Annotated in this window: 20 protein-coding genes and 1 riboswitch; of the genes, 1 reads left to right on the plus strand and 19 read right to left on the minus strand. The window is 35.0% G+C overall.

Annotated features, from left to right (window positions below; translation table 11 throughout):
- Window positions 1-12: 12 nt before the first annotated feature.
- From AC07SW_RS00850 to AC07SW_RS00935, 18 genes are all read right to left on the minus strand, one after another.
- Window positions 13-489, minus strand: coding sequence for a cell wall elongation regulator TseB-like domain-containing protein (locus AC07SW_RS00850; RefSeq protein ID WP_135023684.1), 477 nt, complete (start codon window positions 487-489; stop codon window positions 13-15).
- Window positions 490-588: 99 nt separating this feature from the next.
- A complete protein-coding gene (dinG, locus tag AC07SW_RS00855) occupies window positions 589-3,390 on the minus strand; it encodes an ATP-dependent DNA helicase DinG (RefSeq protein WP_494632083.1) in 2,802 nt (933 codons plus the stop codon).
- 135 nt (window positions 3,391-3,525) lie between these two features.
- Window positions 3,526-3,999 (minus strand): hypothetical protein, encoded by a 474-nt coding sequence (locus tag AC07SW_RS00860; protein ID WP_034569586.1) that lies wholly within the window; start codon window positions 3,997-3,999, stop codon window positions 3,526-3,528.
- A gap of 182 nt (window positions 4,000-4,181) precedes the next feature.
- Complete coding sequence (locus AC07SW_RS00865; protein ID WP_311780813.1) at window positions 4,182-4,781, minus strand: nitroreductase family protein; 600 nt, start codon at window positions 4,779-4,781, stop codon at window positions 4,182-4,184.
- A 202-nt stretch (window positions 4,782-4,983) separates the two neighbouring features.
- Complete coding sequence (locus AC07SW_RS00870; protein WP_494632084.1) at window positions 4,984-5,346, minus strand: thioesterase family protein; 363 nt, start codon at window positions 5,344-5,346, stop codon at window positions 4,984-4,986.
- The gene (locus AC07SW_RS00875; protein ID WP_494632086.1) at window positions 5,346-6,554 is read right to left on the minus strand and encodes a CCA tRNA nucleotidyltransferase; all 1,209 of its coding nucleotides are present in this window, start codon (window positions 6,552-6,554) and stop codon (window positions 5,346-5,348) included. The genes AC07SW_RS00870 and AC07SW_RS00875 overlap by 1 nt, the downstream gene beginning before the upstream one ends.
- The gene (gene dapB, locus AC07SW_RS00880; protein ID WP_034569575.1) at window positions 6,551-7,342 is read right to left on the minus strand and encodes a 4-hydroxy-tetrahydrodipicolinate reductase; all 792 of its coding nucleotides are present in this window, start codon (window positions 7,340-7,342) and stop codon (window positions 6,551-6,553) included. The genes AC07SW_RS00875 and dapB overlap by 4 nt, the downstream gene beginning before the upstream one ends.
- A gap of 1 nt (window position 7,343) precedes the next feature.
- Complete coding sequence (locus tag AC07SW_RS00885) at window positions 7,344-7,673, minus strand: nucleotide pyrophosphohydrolase (RefSeq protein WP_034569572.1); 330 nt, start codon at window positions 7,671-7,673, stop codon at window positions 7,344-7,346.
- 129 nt (window positions 7,674-7,802) lie between these two features.
- Window positions 7,803-8,360, minus strand: coding sequence for a ReoY family proteolytic degradation factor (locus AC07SW_RS00890; RefSeq protein WP_034569569.1), 558 nt, complete (start codon window positions 8,358-8,360; stop codon window positions 7,803-7,805).
- Between the two features lie 74 nt (window positions 8,361-8,434).
- Window positions 8,435-9,700, minus strand: coding sequence for a tetratricopeptide repeat protein (locus AC07SW_RS00895; RefSeq protein WP_135023694.1), 1,266 nt, complete (start codon window positions 9,698-9,700; stop codon window positions 8,435-8,437).
- Entirely contained in the window at window positions 9,697-10,752 is a 1,056-nt protein-coding gene (locus AC07SW_RS00900; RefSeq protein WP_494632087.1) for a hypothetical protein, read from the minus strand. The genes AC07SW_RS00895 and AC07SW_RS00900 overlap by 4 nt, the downstream gene beginning before the upstream one ends.
- Before the next feature lie 103 nt (window positions 10,753-10,855).
- Window positions 10,856-11,131: an HU family DNA-binding protein gene (locus AC07SW_RS00905; protein WP_074402679.1), complete on the minus strand. Its 276-nt coding sequence runs from the start codon at window positions 11,129-11,131 to the stop codon at window positions 10,856-10,858.
- A 262-nt stretch (window positions 11,132-11,393) separates the two neighbouring features.
- A complete protein-coding gene (gene der / locus AC07SW_RS00910) occupies window positions 11,394-12,707 on the minus strand; it encodes a ribosome biogenesis GTPase Der (protein ID WP_034569559.1) in 1,314 nt (437 codons plus the stop codon).
- Window positions 12,708-12,989: 282 nt separating this feature from the next.
- On the minus strand, window positions 12,990-14,210 hold the full coding sequence (rpsA, locus tag AC07SW_RS00915) for a 30S ribosomal protein S1 (RefSeq protein WP_034569556.1): 1,221 nt from the start codon (window positions 14,208-14,210) through the stop codon (window positions 12,990-12,992).
- A 105-nt stretch (window positions 14,211-14,315) separates the two neighbouring features.
- A complete protein-coding gene (gene cmk, locus AC07SW_RS00920; RefSeq protein ID WP_119908090.1) occupies window positions 14,316-14,990 on the minus strand; it encodes a (d)CMP kinase in 675 nt (224 codons plus the stop codon).
- Between the two features lie 73 nt (window positions 14,991-15,063).
- The gene (locus tag AC07SW_RS00925) at window positions 15,064-15,648 is read right to left on the minus strand and encodes an SAG1386/EF1546 family surface-associated protein (RefSeq protein WP_119908091.1); all 585 of its coding nucleotides are present in this window, start codon (window positions 15,646-15,648) and stop codon (window positions 15,064-15,066) included.
- A 48-nt stretch (window positions 15,649-15,696) separates the two neighbouring features.
- Window positions 15,697-17,157 carry a RecQ family ATP-dependent DNA helicase gene (locus tag AC07SW_RS00930; protein WP_135023700.1) on the minus strand — a complete coding sequence of 487 codons (1,461 nt, stop codon included), beginning with the start codon at window positions 17,155-17,157 and terminating at the stop codon, window positions 15,697-15,699.
- Complete coding sequence (locus AC07SW_RS00935) at window positions 17,150-18,226, minus strand: YpbB family protein (protein WP_494632089.1); 1,077 nt, start codon at window positions 18,224-18,226, stop codon at window positions 17,150-17,152. The genes AC07SW_RS00930 and AC07SW_RS00935 overlap by 8 nt, the downstream gene beginning before the upstream one ends.
- Window positions 18,227-18,258: 32 nt before the next feature.
- Here AC07SW_RS00935 and AC07SW_RS00940 point away from each other — a divergent pair, with 32 nt between their 5' ends.
- Window positions 18,259-18,489 (plus strand): ferredoxin, encoded by a 231-nt coding sequence (locus AC07SW_RS00940; RefSeq protein WP_494632090.1) that lies wholly within the window; start codon window positions 18,259-18,261, stop codon window positions 18,487-18,489.
- 119 nt (window positions 18,490-18,608) lie between these two features.
- On the opposite strand, the gene AC07SW_RS00945 is transcribed toward AC07SW_RS00940, so the two are convergent.
- Window positions 18,609-19,184 (minus strand): ECF transporter S component, encoded by a 576-nt coding sequence (locus tag AC07SW_RS00945; RefSeq protein WP_034569541.1) that lies wholly within the window; start codon window positions 19,182-19,184, stop codon window positions 18,609-18,611.
- 123 nt (window positions 19,185-19,307) lie between these two features.
- Window positions 19,308-19,433: riboswitch (FMN riboswitch) on the minus strand.
- Window positions 19,434-19,444: the final 11 nt, after the last annotated feature.

Here is a 19,444-nt window from a genome sequence, read left to right on the forward strand (position 1 = left end):
ATTCCCCCCTAGTTAAATATTGCCGATATCACGAATGTACTCGCCATCTTCTAAGGTTATCACATGATAGCCTAGTCTACCATTTTTTTCTTGATAAGCTACTTCCCAAATTGGGACTTTTTTATCCATTCCAATTCGTGATTCTAATATTTTTTCTGGATTTTTAGCTTCTCTTGTCATGCTTCGAGCTTGTCCTTCAGAAATTGCTTTATCTGCATCGATTACCGTTGTTTTTCCACCTTTTTTTGCAATAATCACAATAATCGATTTATTTTTATTCGTTTTACCCGTTACTGTAAAATAGGTTTCCTTGCCATTGTACCAGTAGAAGTTATCCACTTCCTTTAAGTCTGTTTCACTTTTAGCAATATCGATTGCTTCTGATTTTGCCTTTGACATGGGATGATTCCCTTGATAATAAATCGTTGCAGCGCCAACTACAATCGTTGCCATTATAATGGTTAAAATTAACACAAACCATTTTTTCATTTTTTCACCTACTTTACATTAGAAGATCTTTCTTCAGTCGTCTTATTATACCAAACTTTTTTACTTTTGCGGTTTGAAAATGCTAAAAAATTCTTTAATTTAGCTTAAGAAATCTTGAATTTCAGTTACGATTTCAGTCATAGGGAGTTCTTTTTTAGGCAAGTCTGTCGGCAATGAGTGCAACATTTGTTTGCCGTAGTTTGTTTTAAATAAGCGGTCATCTAAAACCAACATTATTCCTCTGTCGGTTTCTGAACGAATCAAACGACCTAATCCTTGTCTTAGACGTAACGTAGCTTTGGGCAATGCTTCAACTGAAAAAGGATTTTCACCTAATGTTTCAAGGTAATGGTATTTTGATTTTACAAAGGGTTGTTCTGGTGAATCAAAAGGCAATCGGGTCACAATGATGATTCTTAATGATTTCCCTGGCAAGTCCACGCCTTCCCAAAAACTATCTGCACCTAATAAAATGCCGCCATTCGCATGAAAGAAGCGTTTTAAAATTCGTTCTCGGCTTCCTGAAATTCCTTGAGCTAAAATTTCACGTTGATTAAATAAATGGTTTTGTTGTAACAAGCGATACACATCATGCAAAGGTTCAAAGGCATTAAATAAAACCATAATATTTTCTTGGCTATTTTCAATCAATTGAATTAATTGTGCTACAATCGATTCTACGTAATGCTTCTTCGACATTGATTTAATGCTTCCCATTTCAGTGGGTAAATAGAGTCTCGCTTGGTTTTTGTAATCGTAAGGGGATGCTAATATTAACGTATCTAACTCTTTTTCACCAATTTGTTCCTCAAAATAATCGAATGTTCCTCTGATTTCCAGTGTTGCTCCTGTATAGACAATCTGTTTGGCCTGTTCAACCAAATGTTCTTTTAAAAATTCCGAACTATTAATAGTAGAGCGTTTGATTTTAAAACTATTTTTAGGACTCTTTTCCTTATAAGAAAACCAAGTAACTGCATAGGGATTTTCATTGTTAAAAATAGTTTTAAACATTGTCCCCTGTTGCTCTATACTAGTTAACAACACATTGAAATCTTCAACAAAATAACTTTCTGTTAAACTTAATGTTTCTGGCTCACGTATTAGCTGCTGAACCAATTCAAAACCAAGCTGACAAATTTCCGTAAATTGTGCACTAATTTTTTTTATTTTTCGTTTATTTTCAAGAGACCACTGGATTGTGTCACTCAGCATTACATTAATTTCTTCACTTTTATCCAATTTTTTTGTAGCCATTTGATGACAAATCAATAACAACTCATCTAAAAATTCCGCTAGTTCTTCACTTAAAGACAACCCGCTCATTTCTATATTACTTAATTGATACGCATAAATACTTTTTACTTTTTTTGACAAACTTTCAAATTGATTTAAGTAACTATCTTCACTATCAATACGCCCAATCAACTTCAAAGCGTGGTGCACTTGGTAGTAGCTAAACGTCTCACTAGAAGCAGCAACTGCTACATCCGATAAATGATGCGCTTCATCAATAATAAATCGATCTACTTCAGGAAGTTCCGGTACCTCTCGTTTAAAATCATGGCATAAAAAAGCATGATTAGTGATAATAATGCTCGCCTGTTGCACGACTTTTTTGGCAAATAAATAAAAATCTTCATTATACCAAGGATCCTCTCTAGGATCGTTTAACCAGCCATGGTGACAAACTTTCTTCCAAAAGGTTCCGTTAAAGTTGGTCATATTTAGTTCATCTAAATCGCCAGTTACTGTTTGTGTTAACCAAGTTAGTAAACGCATTTTTAAAAGAGCGTCATTCTTGTTTAAGGTTTCTGATTTTATTTCCTCAGCAAAACGTGATAAATGAAGGTAATGATTTTTACTTTTCAAAATAGCTGCATTTACGTTAAAAGGCACTAACTTATTTAATTGAACAATATCTTTTTCAATCAGTTGTTTTTGCAACAATGTCGTATACGTGCTAATCACAACTGGTTTTTTTTTATTGGCTAAATACGCTAATGGAATTAGATAACCTAACGTTTTCCCCACGCCAGTAGCGGCTTCAATTGCTAGATGTGCATTCGAATCTTTTTGGAAAGTATCGTAAACTCGATCCATCATAGTCACTTGGCTTTCACGAATAACCAAATGATCGGCAAATAATTGCTCCTTTTCTACTAATGAAAGTGGATAGTTTTTTGTTTCTCCCCAGTTGCCAACTTGTTCCAATTGAATCTCTTTTTTTTGAAGTGCTAAACCATCCTTAATCATCAAAGCGTCCGGTAAAGGAGGAATTTCACTGCGTACTTTTTCAAGACAATCAACAAAAAATTCATTTGTATTCATTGAACAAAAAAGAGCTAATTCCACCATTTTTTCCAATGTAACCAAGGGCAAATTCATCGCTATTTGCTGCAACATTAAAAATAACTCTCCCGTCACATAAGCATCACTATCTGCTTGATGAGGATTACTGTGTTGAAAATGAAATTGATTCGCTAAATCGGTTAACCTAAAACTAGGAGCTGTAGGCAATAAGATTTGAGCTAGTTCAACTGTATCCATTCCTTTTAGCGTTAGCGGAGGATAACCCGCTTGTTTAAATTCATTATTTAAAAATTGATAATCAAATTGAATATTATGAGCAATAAAAATACAACCTTCTAATAAATTGTAAATCGTTGTTGCAACATCTTCAAAATACGGCGCATTTGCTACCTGTTTTGTTGTAATTCCAGTTAAATGCTCAATTTGTTTTGGGATGCGAATCAAGGGATTAATATCTGTTGCAAATTGTTGAACAATTTTTCCATCTTCTATTAAAACGCAGCCAAATTGGATAATTTTATCTCCATTTAAGGCATTTCCACCAGTTGTTTCAATGTCCACAACTGCATATGTTGTCTTCGTTTTCACTTTTTTCACCTAATTCTTGATTCGTTATGTTTTCGTCATCTCTCATCATACTATGAAGCGAAGAAAATTACAAAAATGCGTTCACTTTAAAACAAAAAAACAACTAAGCTTTTCAGCTTAGTTGCGAATACAGGATTAAAGTTTATCAGAATAAATTTCTTTTGCTGTTTTAGTTGGATCAATCACAACATATAAATTTTTATTTGCAATAAATGCACTTTGGAATTCATTGTCATTTCCATCCACGTCTTTTGCTTTATATGGGAAATAGACACGGTCTGTTGCGACGATAACATTTGATAATGGGTGATCAGCATCTTTATATAAGATGTCCATCATTTCAATATCAGGGTACTGTGTTGCACGCTCGAACATGCCTAATTCCAAACCACCTAAGTTGATATCATCTGTATGAACGTGATCGGCTTCTTGAGCAATTTCAATTCTTAATGATTCACAAGGATGAATTTCTTGGAAATCACTGTCTCCAATACGTCCAAAACTTGTTGTAATTTGTTTGATCCAAAGATCCCCAATGTGTTGCTTTTCAATTGTCCAAGTTTCACCATTGCGGAAAATAAATTTAAGTGCTGTTACTTCTTTTTTCATAAGTCTGATCTCCTTTGCTTTCCAGCTAGAATTAGAGTGTTAGCGTTAACGAATTAAGCTTCCTCACATTATTATTTTAACATACCTTCATGAAAATTGCTTCAGTAAAAACAATTCATGAATAAATACAAAAAAACACCTTCATAATAATTCTGTTATGAAGGTGTTTGAAAAATCATTTATTAGTTAAATACACGGAAACGTGCTGCATCATCCATATATTCTTTTTCGCCAGCGGCTTGTTCAATTGAACCAAATGGCATTTGCGCTCTTAAGTTCCATGAAGCTGGTAAATCAAATTCAGCTCTAACAGCGTCATCGATTAATGGGTTGTAATGTTGCAAGCTAGCACCAATGTTTTCTACTGCTAATGCAGTCCAAACTGAATGTTGTGCAATTCCGCTTGCTTGTTCAGACCATACTGGGAAGTTATCCGCATATAATGCAAATTGTTCTTGTAGATTTTTAACAATATCCATATCTTCAAAATAAAGAATCGTTCCTTTTCCGGCACGGAATGAAGCTAATTTATTTGCAGTCGCTTCAAAGGCATCTGCTGGTACTTCTTTGCGAAGTGCTGCTTCAACGATATCCCATAATTTATCATGAGATTCATTAAATAAAACAACCACTCGTGAAGTTTGTGAGTTAAATGAAGATGGACTTTCTTTTACTGCTTCTTTTACTAATGAAACAATGTTGTCATTTGATAATGAAACATTTTTACCTAATCCATAAATTGAACGACGATTTTTTAATAATTCTGTGTATTGGTTTGACATAATTTGTTTCCTCCTCTTAGTTACTTACAAACAATATGTTAACATCTTTCTTTTAGTAAGTAAAGACTTTTTACTTATTTTTTGTAATTAAATTTTCAAAAAAAATGAAACCCTTGTTACTACAAAGAAAATACCTAGTTATTTAGCAATAAAAAAAAGAGTTGGCTGTTAAAAGAACAACCAACTCTTTTTTTAATTAAATTTAAATTTTTTTCATAAAAAGCTGTTTATTTACGATAGCGCGAATATGAGTTCCAGTTGCAATAACATCCTCACCAACAGTTGCTTTTATCTCAAAAAATAAAATTGATTTTTTTATTTCTGTCAGCTTTGCAAAGCACACAACTTCTTTTCCAACTGCTGTAGCTTTTAAATGTTTTAAGTTCATTTCGATGCCAACTGTTGTCTCATCAACTTTCAGAAGCTCTAAAGGCATTTCTTTTGCTGTGTTTTCTAACATTGCAATTAAACGTGGCGTGGCTAAGACAGGTAAATCTCCCGATCCAAAAGCCAAAGCAGTATCTTCATTTTTCACTAAAAATCGTTTACTTTGTTCTTCCATCATCATGCTTCTTCTCCTTTTACAGCCTCTAAAGCCCATTCAAGAATCGCTTGTTGTTGGTTTGGAATGGCCCCAATTAATAATTGATACTCAATTTTTGCTAACAATTCTCCTAACCAAGGACCAGCAGGTCGTTTTAAGGCTGTTATTAAGTCGCTCCCACTCACGTTCATCTCTTGACGCTCTTTAATTGGCAAAGCCTCATATAGCTCTTGAACAGTCTCTAATTGGCTTTCTTGCTGAAAACCGTCAACTAAGGTTTCAACTTCCAATGCAATGTCAAGACCTGCTTGATACAATCGCTCTTTATTCCAAAAAGATTCTAGCCTTTGATCAAAGGCAATCCGTTCTTTGATTATATGCTTAATTTCTTTTTTAGAGCATTTCCAATTTCTTAAAAAGTTCTCAATTTCTGAAACCGGTAATTCAATAAAATAAGTTAATAAGGTCCAAGCACTAGTTGACGTCACTAATCGCGTTTCAAATTTTGCAAAAGAGGTTAATCCCACTTTTTTAGACGCTAATCCTGGACAAAATTGATACAACTCTGTTTCAATCATTTTTCTTAACCCAATTTGTCGACCCTGTCCCAATAATAATTTGACAAATTCAACTTGGATACGTTCAACTGCAATTTTTTCTAAAAGAGCATGGTGCTCTTTTATAGCCAATTCGGTTTTAGTTTCCATTGAAAAATTTAATTGACTAACAAAGCGAACGCCTCGCATCATTCGTAACGCATCTTCATGGAAACGCTCCGAAGCAGATCCGACCGCTTTGATTATTTTTTTTTCAATATCTTTCAAACCGCCAAAATAATCAATTAGCTCTCCTTCACTATTCATGGCTAACGCATTTACCGTAAAGTCTCTACGTTTTAAATCTTCTTCTAATGAACGAACAAAGGTAACCGTATCTGGTCGTCGATAATCTTGGTAAGTCGACTCTGTTCTAAACGTGGTGACTTCATAGCCTTCGCCTTCAAATAGAACCATCACCGTACCATGTTCAATCCCAACATCTACCGTTCTAGGAAAAATTTCTTTGACTTCCATAGGAAATGCACTTGTTGCAATATCCACATCAGCAATTGGCTTTTTTAAAATCCTATCCCGCACACTTCCGCCTACAAAATACGCTTCATATCCTGCTTCTTGAATTTTTTGGATAACAGGCAAAGCCTTCATAAATTCAGAATCTAATTTTCTCATAAAAGATTTTCCAACCCATAAACTAACTGATCCAATTCCATCACTTTTTCACAACCTAATGCAACACCTGTCATAAAGGACGCGCGGTCATAGGAATCATGGCGAATCGTTAACCCTTCACCTGCACTACCGAATTGAACTTGTTGATGTGCTACTAAGCCTGGTAAGCGAACACTATGAATTTTCATGCCTTCAAAATCTGCTCCACGTGCTCCTTTAATTAATTCTTTTTCAGCTGGATTTCCTTGTTGATGGTACCCTCGAACTTCAGCTATCATTTCTGCTGTTTTAATCGCTGTTCCACTTGGGGCATCTAATTTTTGGTCGTGGTGTAGTTCCATAATCTCAACATCTGGAAAGTATTCTGCTGCTTTTGCTGCAAACTGCATCATTAAAATGGCTCCAATGGCAAAATTAGGGGCGATTAATCCACCTAGCTGTTGCTCTTTTGTTTGTGTAATCAACCCTGCTACTTGGCTTTCAGTAAAACCTGTTGTTCCTACAACTGGTCGAATGCCATTCTCAACAGCAAATAAAGTGTGCTGATACGCTACTTTAGGAATGGTAAAATCAATCCAAACGTCTGGCTTCACTTGTTTTACAAGCTCTTCTTTTTGATGAAACACAGGGATATCCAATTGAACAAACTCTGGTAATTCATTTAAATTCGCTTCCGTTGCCATTGGATCTAAGACGCCTACTAATTCAAATTTCTCATTTTCTATTACCATCTTAGTGGCTGTCAATCCCATTTTCCCTTTGAAACCTGCTACTACTATTTTAATCATCCTAATTTTCTTTCCTTTCAAAACGGTTTTTATCCCGTTGATTAAATTTTTCCATCACTTGATTGAATGAATGCGTTAAATCAATGTCTAATGAATTAGCCATTGAAATGGTGACAAATAATAAATCGCCCAGTTCTTCTGCAATTTCTTTCGCTTCTTCACTCGCTTTTTTTGGTTTCTCACCATAATAATGATTGACCTCTCTTGCCAATTCACCAACTTCTTCAGTCAATCTTGCCATTTGACCTAGTGGCGAAAAATAGCCAGTCTTAAATTGAGTAATGTACCCATCAACCTCATCTTGCATTTGTTTTAATGTTTTATCAACCATCATAATCACCTCAATTTAGTATGTTGCTACTCTTTTATAGTAACAAACTATTTCATGTTTTCAAAGACTAAAAAACTATCTAGCAAACTTCCCAAAAGGCGCGTTGGCTAGATAGTTTTGCTTGTAAGATTAAAAACGACTGATTTCTTTTTCAAGTGAATTTAATGCAGCAGATAATTCTATAAACTCTTCTTTATTTTGACTTTCTAGCGCATCGTCAATTTTTTTTAACAATTCTGTTTTTTGCTTGGCTAACGTCAAACTAAAGAGTGCTTCTTCAACCTCCGCTTTTATTTGGTCGCTAATTGTGTCATTCCAACGATGGAATGGATTATCTTCCAAAACAGCTAAATATTCTGGTACATGCCATTGATCTTGAAAAAACAATTCGACATATAAATCGTCATTCCAATTCAAGCGGACTTCATGAAAAGCTTGCTCGGGGTCATTAAAAATTGTTCCTTCTTTATAAAATTGAAAAGGCGCTTCTTGCATTCCAATAGTAGATAATGCCATTCCTCTAGGAGTTGTTTCAACAGCTTCAACAAAATGCACCCGACTTAAAATAACATCATGATTGAGTAAATAGTTGATGATCCACATAGATTCTCTTCTCTTCAACTGATAGCGATCTAAAAATAAACTTAAAAAAGCTTTTTTGGTTTCTAGTGATACTTTTGTACTCATCTTGGGCGTCCCCCTATTCTTAGCAATCGCATAGGATAGTCATTGCTTGATTCCATTTATTATAACGTATTTGATTAATATTCGCTATTGATTTCATCTAAGAGTAAGATCATTTCTTCATCGGTTGGTTCAAGTGCAAGGTATTCAGATAATACTGTTTTTGTTAACTTCAGATTGCCTTCTTCTCTCAAGAAAAGCGCATAGGCTTTAAGAAAATCTTTATTGTGTTTAAATGCTTCATAGGCTTTTTGATACGCTTCATTCGCAGCATCGTACTCTTCAAGGTTTTCATAGGCAATCGCTAAGTTCCAGTAAAATTGTGGATCTGCTTCTTCGTTAATCAACGCTTTTTGAATAGCTAGAACACTCTCTTCAAAGCGCTCTTGTTTGATAAACAAATTAGTCAAAGCAAGTTGAATCACTTCGCTCTCAGGTTCAAGAGCCAAGGCTTCTTCTAAATAAGTTTCTGCTTGCTCTTCGTTGTCTAATTTTAAGAAGATTTGAGCAGCATAGTAGAAAAGTTCATGATTAAATTGGTCTACTCGTAAACCTTCTCGAATTACTTCTGAAGCTTTATCTAACTGATTTTCTTCTTCTAAACTTTTAGCTAAATACGGATAAAGCGAGGTATAACTCGGATCTAATTCTTTTAACTTAAATAAAGTTTCACTTGCTCGACGAAATTCTTTATTTTGCAAATAAGTGAAACCCAGTTCAAATAATAAATCGGTGGATTCATTCTCTTCAACACCTGTTTCTAAATAAGGAATCGCCTGTTCAAAATCGCCTACCGCGCTGTAGGCACTTCCACAACGAGCAGATAGATTAATTCCTGTCATATCGTCAATTCCTTGCGCTAATAACTCTTCATAACCATGAATTGCTTGCGCATATTTCCCCATTGTAAAATAAAGCTCCGCTAGGGCAAATGTTAAAATAGGCTCCTCAGGAAGGATTTCCTTTGCTTGTAAGAGCTTTTGCTCACTAACTTCATATAAACCTTGAACTTGATATAAATCAGCAGAGACAAGTAATGCTTGCGGATATGCTGGACTGTCTTCTTCAATTTCTAACAGCCAATCCATTGCTTCATCAATCTCATCTGATTCAATTGAAATTTCAGCTAAACCGATTTTTAATTCATCGTCTGTTGGGAATTCTTTTAATAGTTGTTCATAGATTGCTTTTGTTTCATCTAAAAATCCCAATTCGTATAATGTATCTGCTAGAATATACAACTCATCTGGTAAATCCTTTGCCAAGGCTTCTTGAAAATAGTCTTGTGCTTCCATTAACTGATTGTCTTGTAGTGCCGCAATCATTTGTTCTCCATAACTCATCTATAAAAACTCCTTTTTGATAATTCTTGGTACTTCATGATTATTGTTAATAACTCTGATTTTTGAAACTCTTCCCTTGTCAATTTCCCATCTTTTGACAGTACATAAAACTGAGCAGAATGCTGATGTAGATTTTCAACGATATCCGTTACAAACCAATTTTCCGGTAAATCTAGTTGATAACCCAGACATTGAATTTGTTTAAGCCAAATTTCTAGTTCTGCTGAAAATCCATTTCGTTGCTGAGATGCAATGAATCCTAATGTTATTCCAATAATTGTATCACTATTTGTTGTCAATCGTTTTTCGCCATTAAAGGTCGTTAATGCCTTTTGAAAATCTAGCCCTAACAATTTCATTGATGCTTTTTTTTGATGAAGCTCATTCACTGTAGCTAGATATGTCGATAAATAAGGAATCATACTATTCTCTTGTAAATCCTTTGAATCGTTAAAGCCTTTTAGTAATTGAGCGTACAAAGCTTTGTTGTGACTAATTGCTACTTGTAACCAACTAGCAAAACCTCTTTGAGCTTCTTCCAGATCATCTATTGAGAGCAAACGACCATCTAAAAAAATAGTAGAAATGGTTTGATTAACTAGACCAGTCACTTTCCCTTCTTGAGTTAGGTAAGCTTCTCCACTGATACTTCCACTAAGTGCTTCTAAACTCGTTGGAATGGCTACTAGTGGATATTTTTTAAAATAAAGATGAGCAAAAAAATTCCCTAATTGAATAACGGGTTCAGTACCGATAGCTACAATCAAAGATTGTTCATTCAAATCAACTTCATCACAATAAGTCATCAAGGCTAAAAGTTCTTTAAAACTTTTAGCCTCTAAAGAATTCGGGCAAATGTACCAAAGTAATTCTTGCTGTTTAAAAAGTAGCGTTAGCTTCTCATAATAACGTTCATATGTGGTTTGGTTCGTAATAATCAGTAGTTGCTCAATGTTTTTAAATCGTGGCATGTAATCAACAACCAATTTATTTAGCGTTTCTGCAAAAAAAATCGTGGAGACACCATCGACTTGATGAATCTGCTGCTGCAAATGACACCCATCCTCTCACTTCTTTAATAATTTTACAACTATGTATAACAAAAAATAGAATAAAAGGCTACCGTACAAGTACAGTAACCTTTCACTTTTAGTCTTATTTAACTGCATCTTTAAGAGCTTTACCTGGTTTGAATGCAGGTACTTTGCTTGCAGCGATTTGGATTTCTTCCCCTGTTTGAGGGTTACGACCTTTACGTGCAGCACGTTCGCGCACTTCAAAGTTACCAAAACCGATTAATTGAACTTTTTCACCCGCACTTAGAGTAGATTGGATAGTTTCAAATACTGCATCAACTGCTGCAGTTGCATCTTTTTTAGTTAAACCTGTAGAAGTTGCAACGCTTTCGATTAATTCTGCTTTGTTAGCCATGTGTATTTCACCTCCCTCGAAAAGAAGAATAAATGCTTTGTTTAATATAAGCAAATATACATCGATAATACCAAAATTGAGTGGTCCAAAATTGGCTTGAAAGAAATTATTGAACTGAAATTCAGAAACAACATTTCTTCTAAAAAGATATCATACAAATGCTGATACTGCAATGATTTTTACTATTTTAAGCGCATTTTTTAATCATTTCTTCCATTTTTTTCAAATTATTTGAAATGACGTCTCGAATGTGTTAAAATGCTTATTTTCTTTGTCTAGCAATGATTCTAATTGGTGTTCCTTCAAAGGTGAAGGCATCACGAATACGGTTTTCTAAGAAACGTGAATATGAAAAATGAAGCATTTCAGGTTCATTAACAAAAATGACAAAAGTAGGTGGTTTTACAGCAACCTGAGTTGCATAATAAATCTTCAAACGTTTGCCTTTATCTGTTGGCGTCGGATTCATTGCAACAGCATCCATAATAACATCATTTAGGACTGCTGATTGAATACGCAAGTTTTGACTCATGCTAACGCGTTCAATAACTTCTGGCAATGTATGCAGACGTTGTTTTGTTTTAGCAGAAACATAAACGATTGGTGCATAGCTTAGGTAAGCAAATGATTCACGAATATCTTCTTCGAATTTTTTCATTGTGCTGTTGTCTTTTTCTAGGGTATCCCATTTATTTACAACAATAATAACCCCTTTACCCGCTTCATGGGCAAATCCTGCTACCTTCTTGTCCTGCTCTCTAATGCCTTCTTCTGCGTCTAACACACAAAGAACCACATCTGAACGTTCAATCGCTCTCAACGCACGTAACACACTGTATTTTTCAGTCGATTCATAAACTTTCCCACGTTTACGCATACCTGCTGTATCGATCATGACAAATTCTGTTCCATCAGCTGATTCAAATTTTGTATCAATCGCATCACGGGTAGTTCCAGCAACGTCAGATACAATCACACGCTCTTCACCAAGAATAGCATTAACAAGTGATGATTTACCTACATTTGGTCGACCAATGAAACTGAATTTAATAACAGATTCATCATATTCTTCTTCTTCTTCTGTTGGAAAATGGCTGATTGCCGCATCTAGTAAATCCCCGATGCCTAAACCATGGCTTCCTGAGATTGGATAAGGATCGCCTAATCCTAATGAATAAAAGTCAAAAATATCATTTCTCATTTCAGGGTTATCCACTTTGTTAACAGCTAATAACACTGGTTTGTGAGTACGATATAAAATTTTTGCAACATTTTCATCTGCATCGGTTGCGCCTTCTCTACCGCTTGTAATAAAAATAATAACATCGGCTTCGTCAATTGCAATTTCTGCTTGTTGTTTAATTTGTTCTAAAAATGGTTCGTCTCCAATATCGATTCCACCTGTATCAATAATATTAAACTCTTTACCTAACCATTCTCCTTGCGAATAAATACGGTCACGAGTCACTCCTGATACATCTTCTACGATTGAAATACGTTCACCTACGATACGATTAAAGATTGTTGATTTTCCTACATTTGGACGACCCACAATGGCGATAACTGGTTTTGCCATAGATTTAGCCTCCTTCTTTTTCTTTTATTTTATTGGATCAAAATGAGTGCTAAGCAATTATTTAATGTTCCCTTGTTTCCCACATGTCCATTGAAAGACACTTTTTAAAAGTACGAATTCTCTTTCAAGGATAAACTTCTAGCTTAGTTTTTTTACTGTTCCATCTAGTAGTTTATAGAATAACCCTTCAACATGCAAGCTTTTCTTATAGGAAGTACTCGCTTCATTAGAACTTTTCCATTAAAAAAAAGAGAAGCGCTTTTTAACGCTTCTCTTTTTTTATTATTGATCGTCTTCAGTTGTCATATCAGAAAGTTGTTCCCCTAGAATATCTCCTAAAGTAAAACCTGTATCTTCTTCTGGCAATTCATAATCTACTACTTCTTCTTTTTCTTTAAGTCCAGCTGGTTTTTCTTGCAACGCTTTAATGCTTAAAGATAAACGTTGATCACCAGGGTTAACATCTAAGACCTTCACTTTAATTTCATCACCTTCATGTAACACTTCATGCGGTGTTGCAATATGGTTGTGAGAAATTTGTGAGATATGAACCAGACCTTCAACACCAGGATATACTTCAACAAATGCACCAAAACTTGTCAAACGTTTCACTGTTCCTGTTAGAGTTGTTCCAACTGCTGCACGTTCTTCAATATTATCCCAAGGTCCTGGTTGTGTATCTTTGATTGACAATGAGATGCGTCCAGTTTCAGTATCAATTGAAAGGATTTTCACTTCGACTGAATCGCCAACAGTTAATACATCTGCTGGATTTTTAACGTGGTCGTAAGAGATTTGTGAGATATGAACCAAACCGTCTACGCCACCTAAATCAATAAAAGCACCAAAGTTTGTTAAGCGTGCAACCGTTCCGGTCACAGTATCGCCTTCAACTAATTTAGCTAATACTTCTTTTTTAGCAACTTCTTTTTCAGCTTCAACAACTGCTTTATGAGATAAAATCAAACGATTTTCACTTGGTTCAATTTCAACGATTTTGAAACGTAAGGTTTGACCTTTATATACTGAAAAATCATCAACAAAGTGTGCATCTACCATTGAAGCTGGGACAAATCCACGTACGCCAGCGTCCACTACTAGTCCACCCTTAACTGCATCTGTAACGGGTGCTTCGATAATTGTTCCATTTTCAAAGTCTTTTTGGATGTCTTCCCATACTTTTTTAGCGTCAATGCGGCGTTTAGAAAGTAAAAAGCTTCCATTCTCTTTGTCCATGATTGGTTTAATAACAACTAAATCAACAACATCCCCAACATTCACAATATCTGTTACATTTTCAAATGGTGAAGCTGATAATTCGTTGAAAGGAATTACGCCTTCAACGCCTCCTCCAATAATCCCAACAATTGCTTGTTTATTATCTTGGATTTTTAGGATTTCACCTTTTACGATATCCCCAATATTAACTTCTTGGACACTATTCATTGCATCCATCATTGTTTCTGTTGCTTCTACTTCTTGTTTTTCTACATGTTCTGTCATCATTAAATCCTCCTAACAGCTATTAAAGTCCTTCTTACCTATTTTAACGAATATTTTAAAATAATGCCACTAAAACATCACTATTTTAAAGCAATTCTTTTGATATTATTGCTGTTTTGCGATAATCTCTTTGATTTTAGCAACGACTCCATCTATTGACAGGCTTGTTGTGTCGACTAAAAAGGCATCTTCTGCCTGAATTAAAGGCGAAACGGCTCTCGTTGAATCTTTGTAATCGCGTTCTGCAATTTCTTTTTCGATAGTTTCAAGAGGGGTCATAATGCCTTTTTCAGTGTTTTCTTTAAACCGACGTTCTGCTCGTTCGGAAACACTTGCAACCATAAATATTTTCACTTCAGCATCAGGTAAAACCGCCGTTCCAATATCGCGTCCATCCATTACGATACCTCCGTCAGCTGCAATAAGTTGTTGGTACTTAACTAATTGTTTTCGAACTTCTCCATGAGCTGAAACGGCTGAAACATTATTCGTCACATCTGGTTGTCGAATAGCCTCTGTTACTTCTTCATTGTTGATAAATACTTTTTGGATGGCTGTACTTGGATCGAAACGTAGCTTCATTTTTTTTAATAGTTCAACAAGCCCTGCTTCATCTTCTGGCGTGATACCATTTTGTAACGCATAGTAAGTCAACGCACGATACATCGCTCCAGTATCGCAATAAACATAGCCTAAATCTTTTGCCACTATTTTAGCAACGGTACTCTTCCCAGCAGAAGCAGGACCGTCAATTGCAATTCGTAATTTTTTTGGATTCATAATGTGCCTTCTTTCTCTTAAAAATCAACTTTTTCACAAAATTAAAGCCGCCATATCTGACGGCTTTAAGCAATTAATTTAGTTTTAAAACTGTTCCAACTGGAACGTTATCTGAACTTAAACCATTTAATGTTTTTAATTGCGCCACAGTTAATCCATTGTTAGTAGCAATACGATATAATGTATCGCCTACTTGAACTGTGTGGGTTTTTGACGTTTCTGTTGCAGGTGGTTCTTCACTTGCTGGAGGTGGAGTTGATTCCTCTGGCGGAGTCACTTCTTCTGATGAAGACTCAGCTGGTGGCTGCTCTTGTGAAACAGCTTCCTCACTTGAAGATACCTCTTCTTTAGAACTTTCTTCTTTTGAAGAAGAGCTTTCTTTTTTACTGCTTTCACTGCTACTGCTCATCGTTACTTGATCATCATTGGATTTTGGATCTTCAGATGAAGCTGCATTTGTATACCACCAATAAGTTGCAATTGGCAGAATAATTAATAAGGCCAAAAATACACATAAAGTAGTTAGGATTGGAGAAATTCCACCCTTAGATTTTTTACGCGCCGTTCTAGAATAATTGCCTTCAGTCGTTCCTTCTTCTTCACTGAATTTACGCGACCACGCTTCTTTTGATGGGTCATTTGATTTATTTTTACTCATTTAGACTTCCTCCTAAAAATAGTTCGCTTTTATTGTACCATAGTTCAGTTAGTCTTGTCTTTTAAAAGTTTCTAACGAAAACATCTCTTGCAAAATTTTTTCCCAAGAATCAACACTGGAAAACGCTCTGTTTTCAAGGTTTTTTTCATCTATCTCATAAATTTCTTCATCAATGCCACAATTGCTACAACAATTTTCTACCGTTTTATTAAGTTTTTCTTCAAAATAGTGTAGAAGCACTCTTCTTTTGCATTCTTTTGTTTCTGCATAAGTAATCATATAACGCAACTGTTCTTCTTTACGAATCACTCTGGCTCTTAACTGCTGTTTAGCCTGAGCAAGTGGGATTTTTGAAGCTAAATAATTTTCTAACAGCCTTTGCTGACTAACACTGCAACTTCCTTCAAGCACGATATTCTTTCGATAAACATACTCTAACATCGCTTCTGTTGGCAAATCATTTTCTTGTAATCGCACTTGTATATATCCATCACCGGGCTCATAGAGCAAGATGGCAACACTAGGCTTTCCATCACGACCACAACGCCCGATTTCTTGTAAATAAGCTTCGACGCTTGCTGGCATATGATAATGGATTACAAAACGAATATTTTTTTTATTAATACCCATACCAAATGCATTTGTCGCACATATCACATCAATTTCATCATAAATAAACTGTTGTTGCAACAAAATCCGATCGGCGGTTTCTAAATCAGAGTGGTAACTAGCAACACGAATTGCTAAGCTTTTCCTTAAAAAATCAGCCATGTCATCAGCCATTTTTTTACTTGAAAAATAAATAATTCCCGGTTTTTTTAATTTCTTAACTTGCTTGAGCAATTGCTCTTTTTTGTCTTTATCACACGTAATTGTTACAAGAGCAATATTTTTTCGATCAACAGAATGTACGATTTGAGTTGTTTGAAGTGGATCTAATTTTAAACAGGCTAAAATATCTTCTTTAACTTGACGATTAGCCGTCGCAGTCAATGCCATCGTAAGAGGATTCCCTAATACTGCTCTGATTTTTCCAAGTTCCAAATAATCAGGTCTAAAATCCATGCCCCACTGTGAAATACAGTGAGCCTCATCAATTGTAAATAACGAAATCTTTAGTTGTTTCAATGCTGCTAGAATACGTTCATTTTGTAACATTTCAGGAGATAGAAATAAAAATTTATACTCATTTAAGTGACGGATAATGAATTCTTTTTCTGAATAATCTAGCAAACTATTTAATGCAGCCACTCTTTTTTCTTTTAATAATTGCAATTGCTCCACTTGATCTTGCATCAATGAAAGTAGTGGTGAAACAATGACAACAGTGCCTTCTAATAAATAACCGGTTAACTGGTAACAAATTGATTTTCCTGTTCCTGTTGGCAATAACACCAATGTATCTTGTCCTTTTAATGCGGCAGTAATCGTTTCTTCTTGTCCATCTCTAAATGAATCGTAACCAAAATAGGCTTTCAATGTTTTTTTCAAGATTATTGGCTCAACCATTTGTTCGCCTTCTTTCAATTTGAAGTAAACGATAGATGTAAAAGGGAATTTGGTAACCTTGTTCTTCTATCTCATAATAACCAATTGTTGGATTTAGTTCAAATAATCCCATTATTTGTCGATAGTCACGCTCAGGTATTAGTTCTTTAATTGGGTAAGTTTCATCAAGAATTGCTAATTCAATTAAATGCTCAGAAACGGTACTGAGTTTCAACCCACGTTTTGTCGCAACTTCATCAAGAGAGCTTCCTTCGTCAATTAATTTTTTAGTCTCTAGCGTACTTTGATTGAATAAACTGATTTTACGAATACTTTCTAGATAAAGTTCTAAGAAAAGCGGGAACTCATTTGATTCTTTGATGTATTTAATACACTGAAACAAGCCATCTGTTAAAATTACTTGGATTTCATCTAATTCCCGTTCTAAAAGAATTGAAATTTGTTTTGCTGTTTTTCCATAGGTTTTGTAGCCCGTCAGTTTCAAGCTAATAACCGTTGCTCCAATGGGTTCTATCATTGCTAACAACGCCATCCATTCTTTTGCAAAACTTTGACTTAACATTTCTTTTGAAAGCATCTTTTTTTGCATTTGCAACCAACTCTTTAACCAGATTTGCTGTTTCCATTCTTTTTCAATTGGCAAGTAACGAACATTCTCATGGCTCATTTCAGAAAGTACTTGAGTGACAAAGGTTAATAACCTCCAAAATGATTTTAAACTTCTTCCCTCTAATAAACCGTTAAAATGGGTAGGATAATAATGATTTTCAAAAAAAATAACGACCGCCTTTTCACCTTTTTCAGTCAAATAGACAAGGTTGTCTGATGTTGTCTTTAATTCATTTCTTTCGATTAGGATATCCATTTTTTTGAGGTATTCCTCTTTTTTCAAGTGACGAAAACAACTAAAAAAATGCTTTAATTGATAGCTTTCTGCTACATATAAGATTGATGCCGTGCGCTTTCCAGTCAGAATATGAAAGACAGATATCGGTTTTCTTGCTTCTTTTCTTGAAAATAAACTTAAGAAGAGGTACTCTAAATAAAGTGATGATTCCAATTGGTTCATTCCTTCCAAGTAAAATAAAAAGAGGTTAAATTATGTATTATACAAAAGTGGATCAAGAGAAATGCATTGCTTGTGGCTTGTGTCAAATCAAAGCACCACAAGTATTTAATTATAACGAAGAGGGTATTGCTTATACAATTTCAGATAATAATAAAGGAGCTCTCCCTTTAGGCAAAGAGGACGTGGAATCTTTTAAAGCAGCCTACCTAGCTTGTCCAACTGGCGCAATCGTTAGAAGCACTACACCATTTTCTATAGACTAGTCCCTCTATTTCATAGTAGTAAAAACTGGTATAGAAGTCAATTTGCTGTGTTTATTTGAATTTCATAAAAATAGAAATGTTGTTAAATGGATTAAATTTAACAACATTTCTTTAGTAGATTAATAATTTCGTAATTGATTTCTTAAAATAAAGGGTTTTAATTTTGCAAATAGTCCAATAAAGACAATTCCCACCACTAGTCCTTTTAAAATGTTAAAAGGCACTACGCCATATAAAACAATCTCTTTTACTGGCCCTAAATTAAAGCCCATGATTGTAATATACAATGGTGTAATAACAAACCAATTTGCAATTGATAAAACTGTAGTTAAAGAAACAGTTCCAACAATATTAGCCATTACTAGCGTTTTCATATCATAACGCTGTTGCTTAGTGACAATAAAATAAATTGGCATTGCATAGGCTAAACTCGCAATAAAACTCGCAATATCGCCAATTGGATACCCCATATCTCCACCTGTTTGAATATAGTGAAGGACGGTTCTAATTAGCGCCACTAGTACACCTCCAATAGGTCCGTATAAAAACATCCCCATTAAGACTGGCACGTCACTAAAATCGACTTTCATAAAACTGGCACTTGGTAAGATTGGAAAAGCAAAAAACATCAGCACAAAGGCAATTGCCCCTAGCATTGCGATCCCGACTAACCTTTTGGTATTACTGGTTTTCATAAAAAATCCTCCTAAAAGGATTCATCTAGAGCGATTATGGAATAGTTGAGAAAAATAAAAAACCCGCCTAACTTTTTCTTCAGAAAAAAAGTTAAACAGAGCCATTGAATTCACTCAAATAAGCCCCATCTTCTTTATCCAGACTTTACTGTCGGTATTGGAATTACACCAATTCAACCAATTGCCGAAACAATCAGTTCGTGGACTTTACCACCGGTCGGGAATTTCACCCTGCCCCTGAAGACGAATCATTGTATTAT

This window comes from Carnobacterium sp. GW821-FHT04C06, from assembly GCF_059420345.1.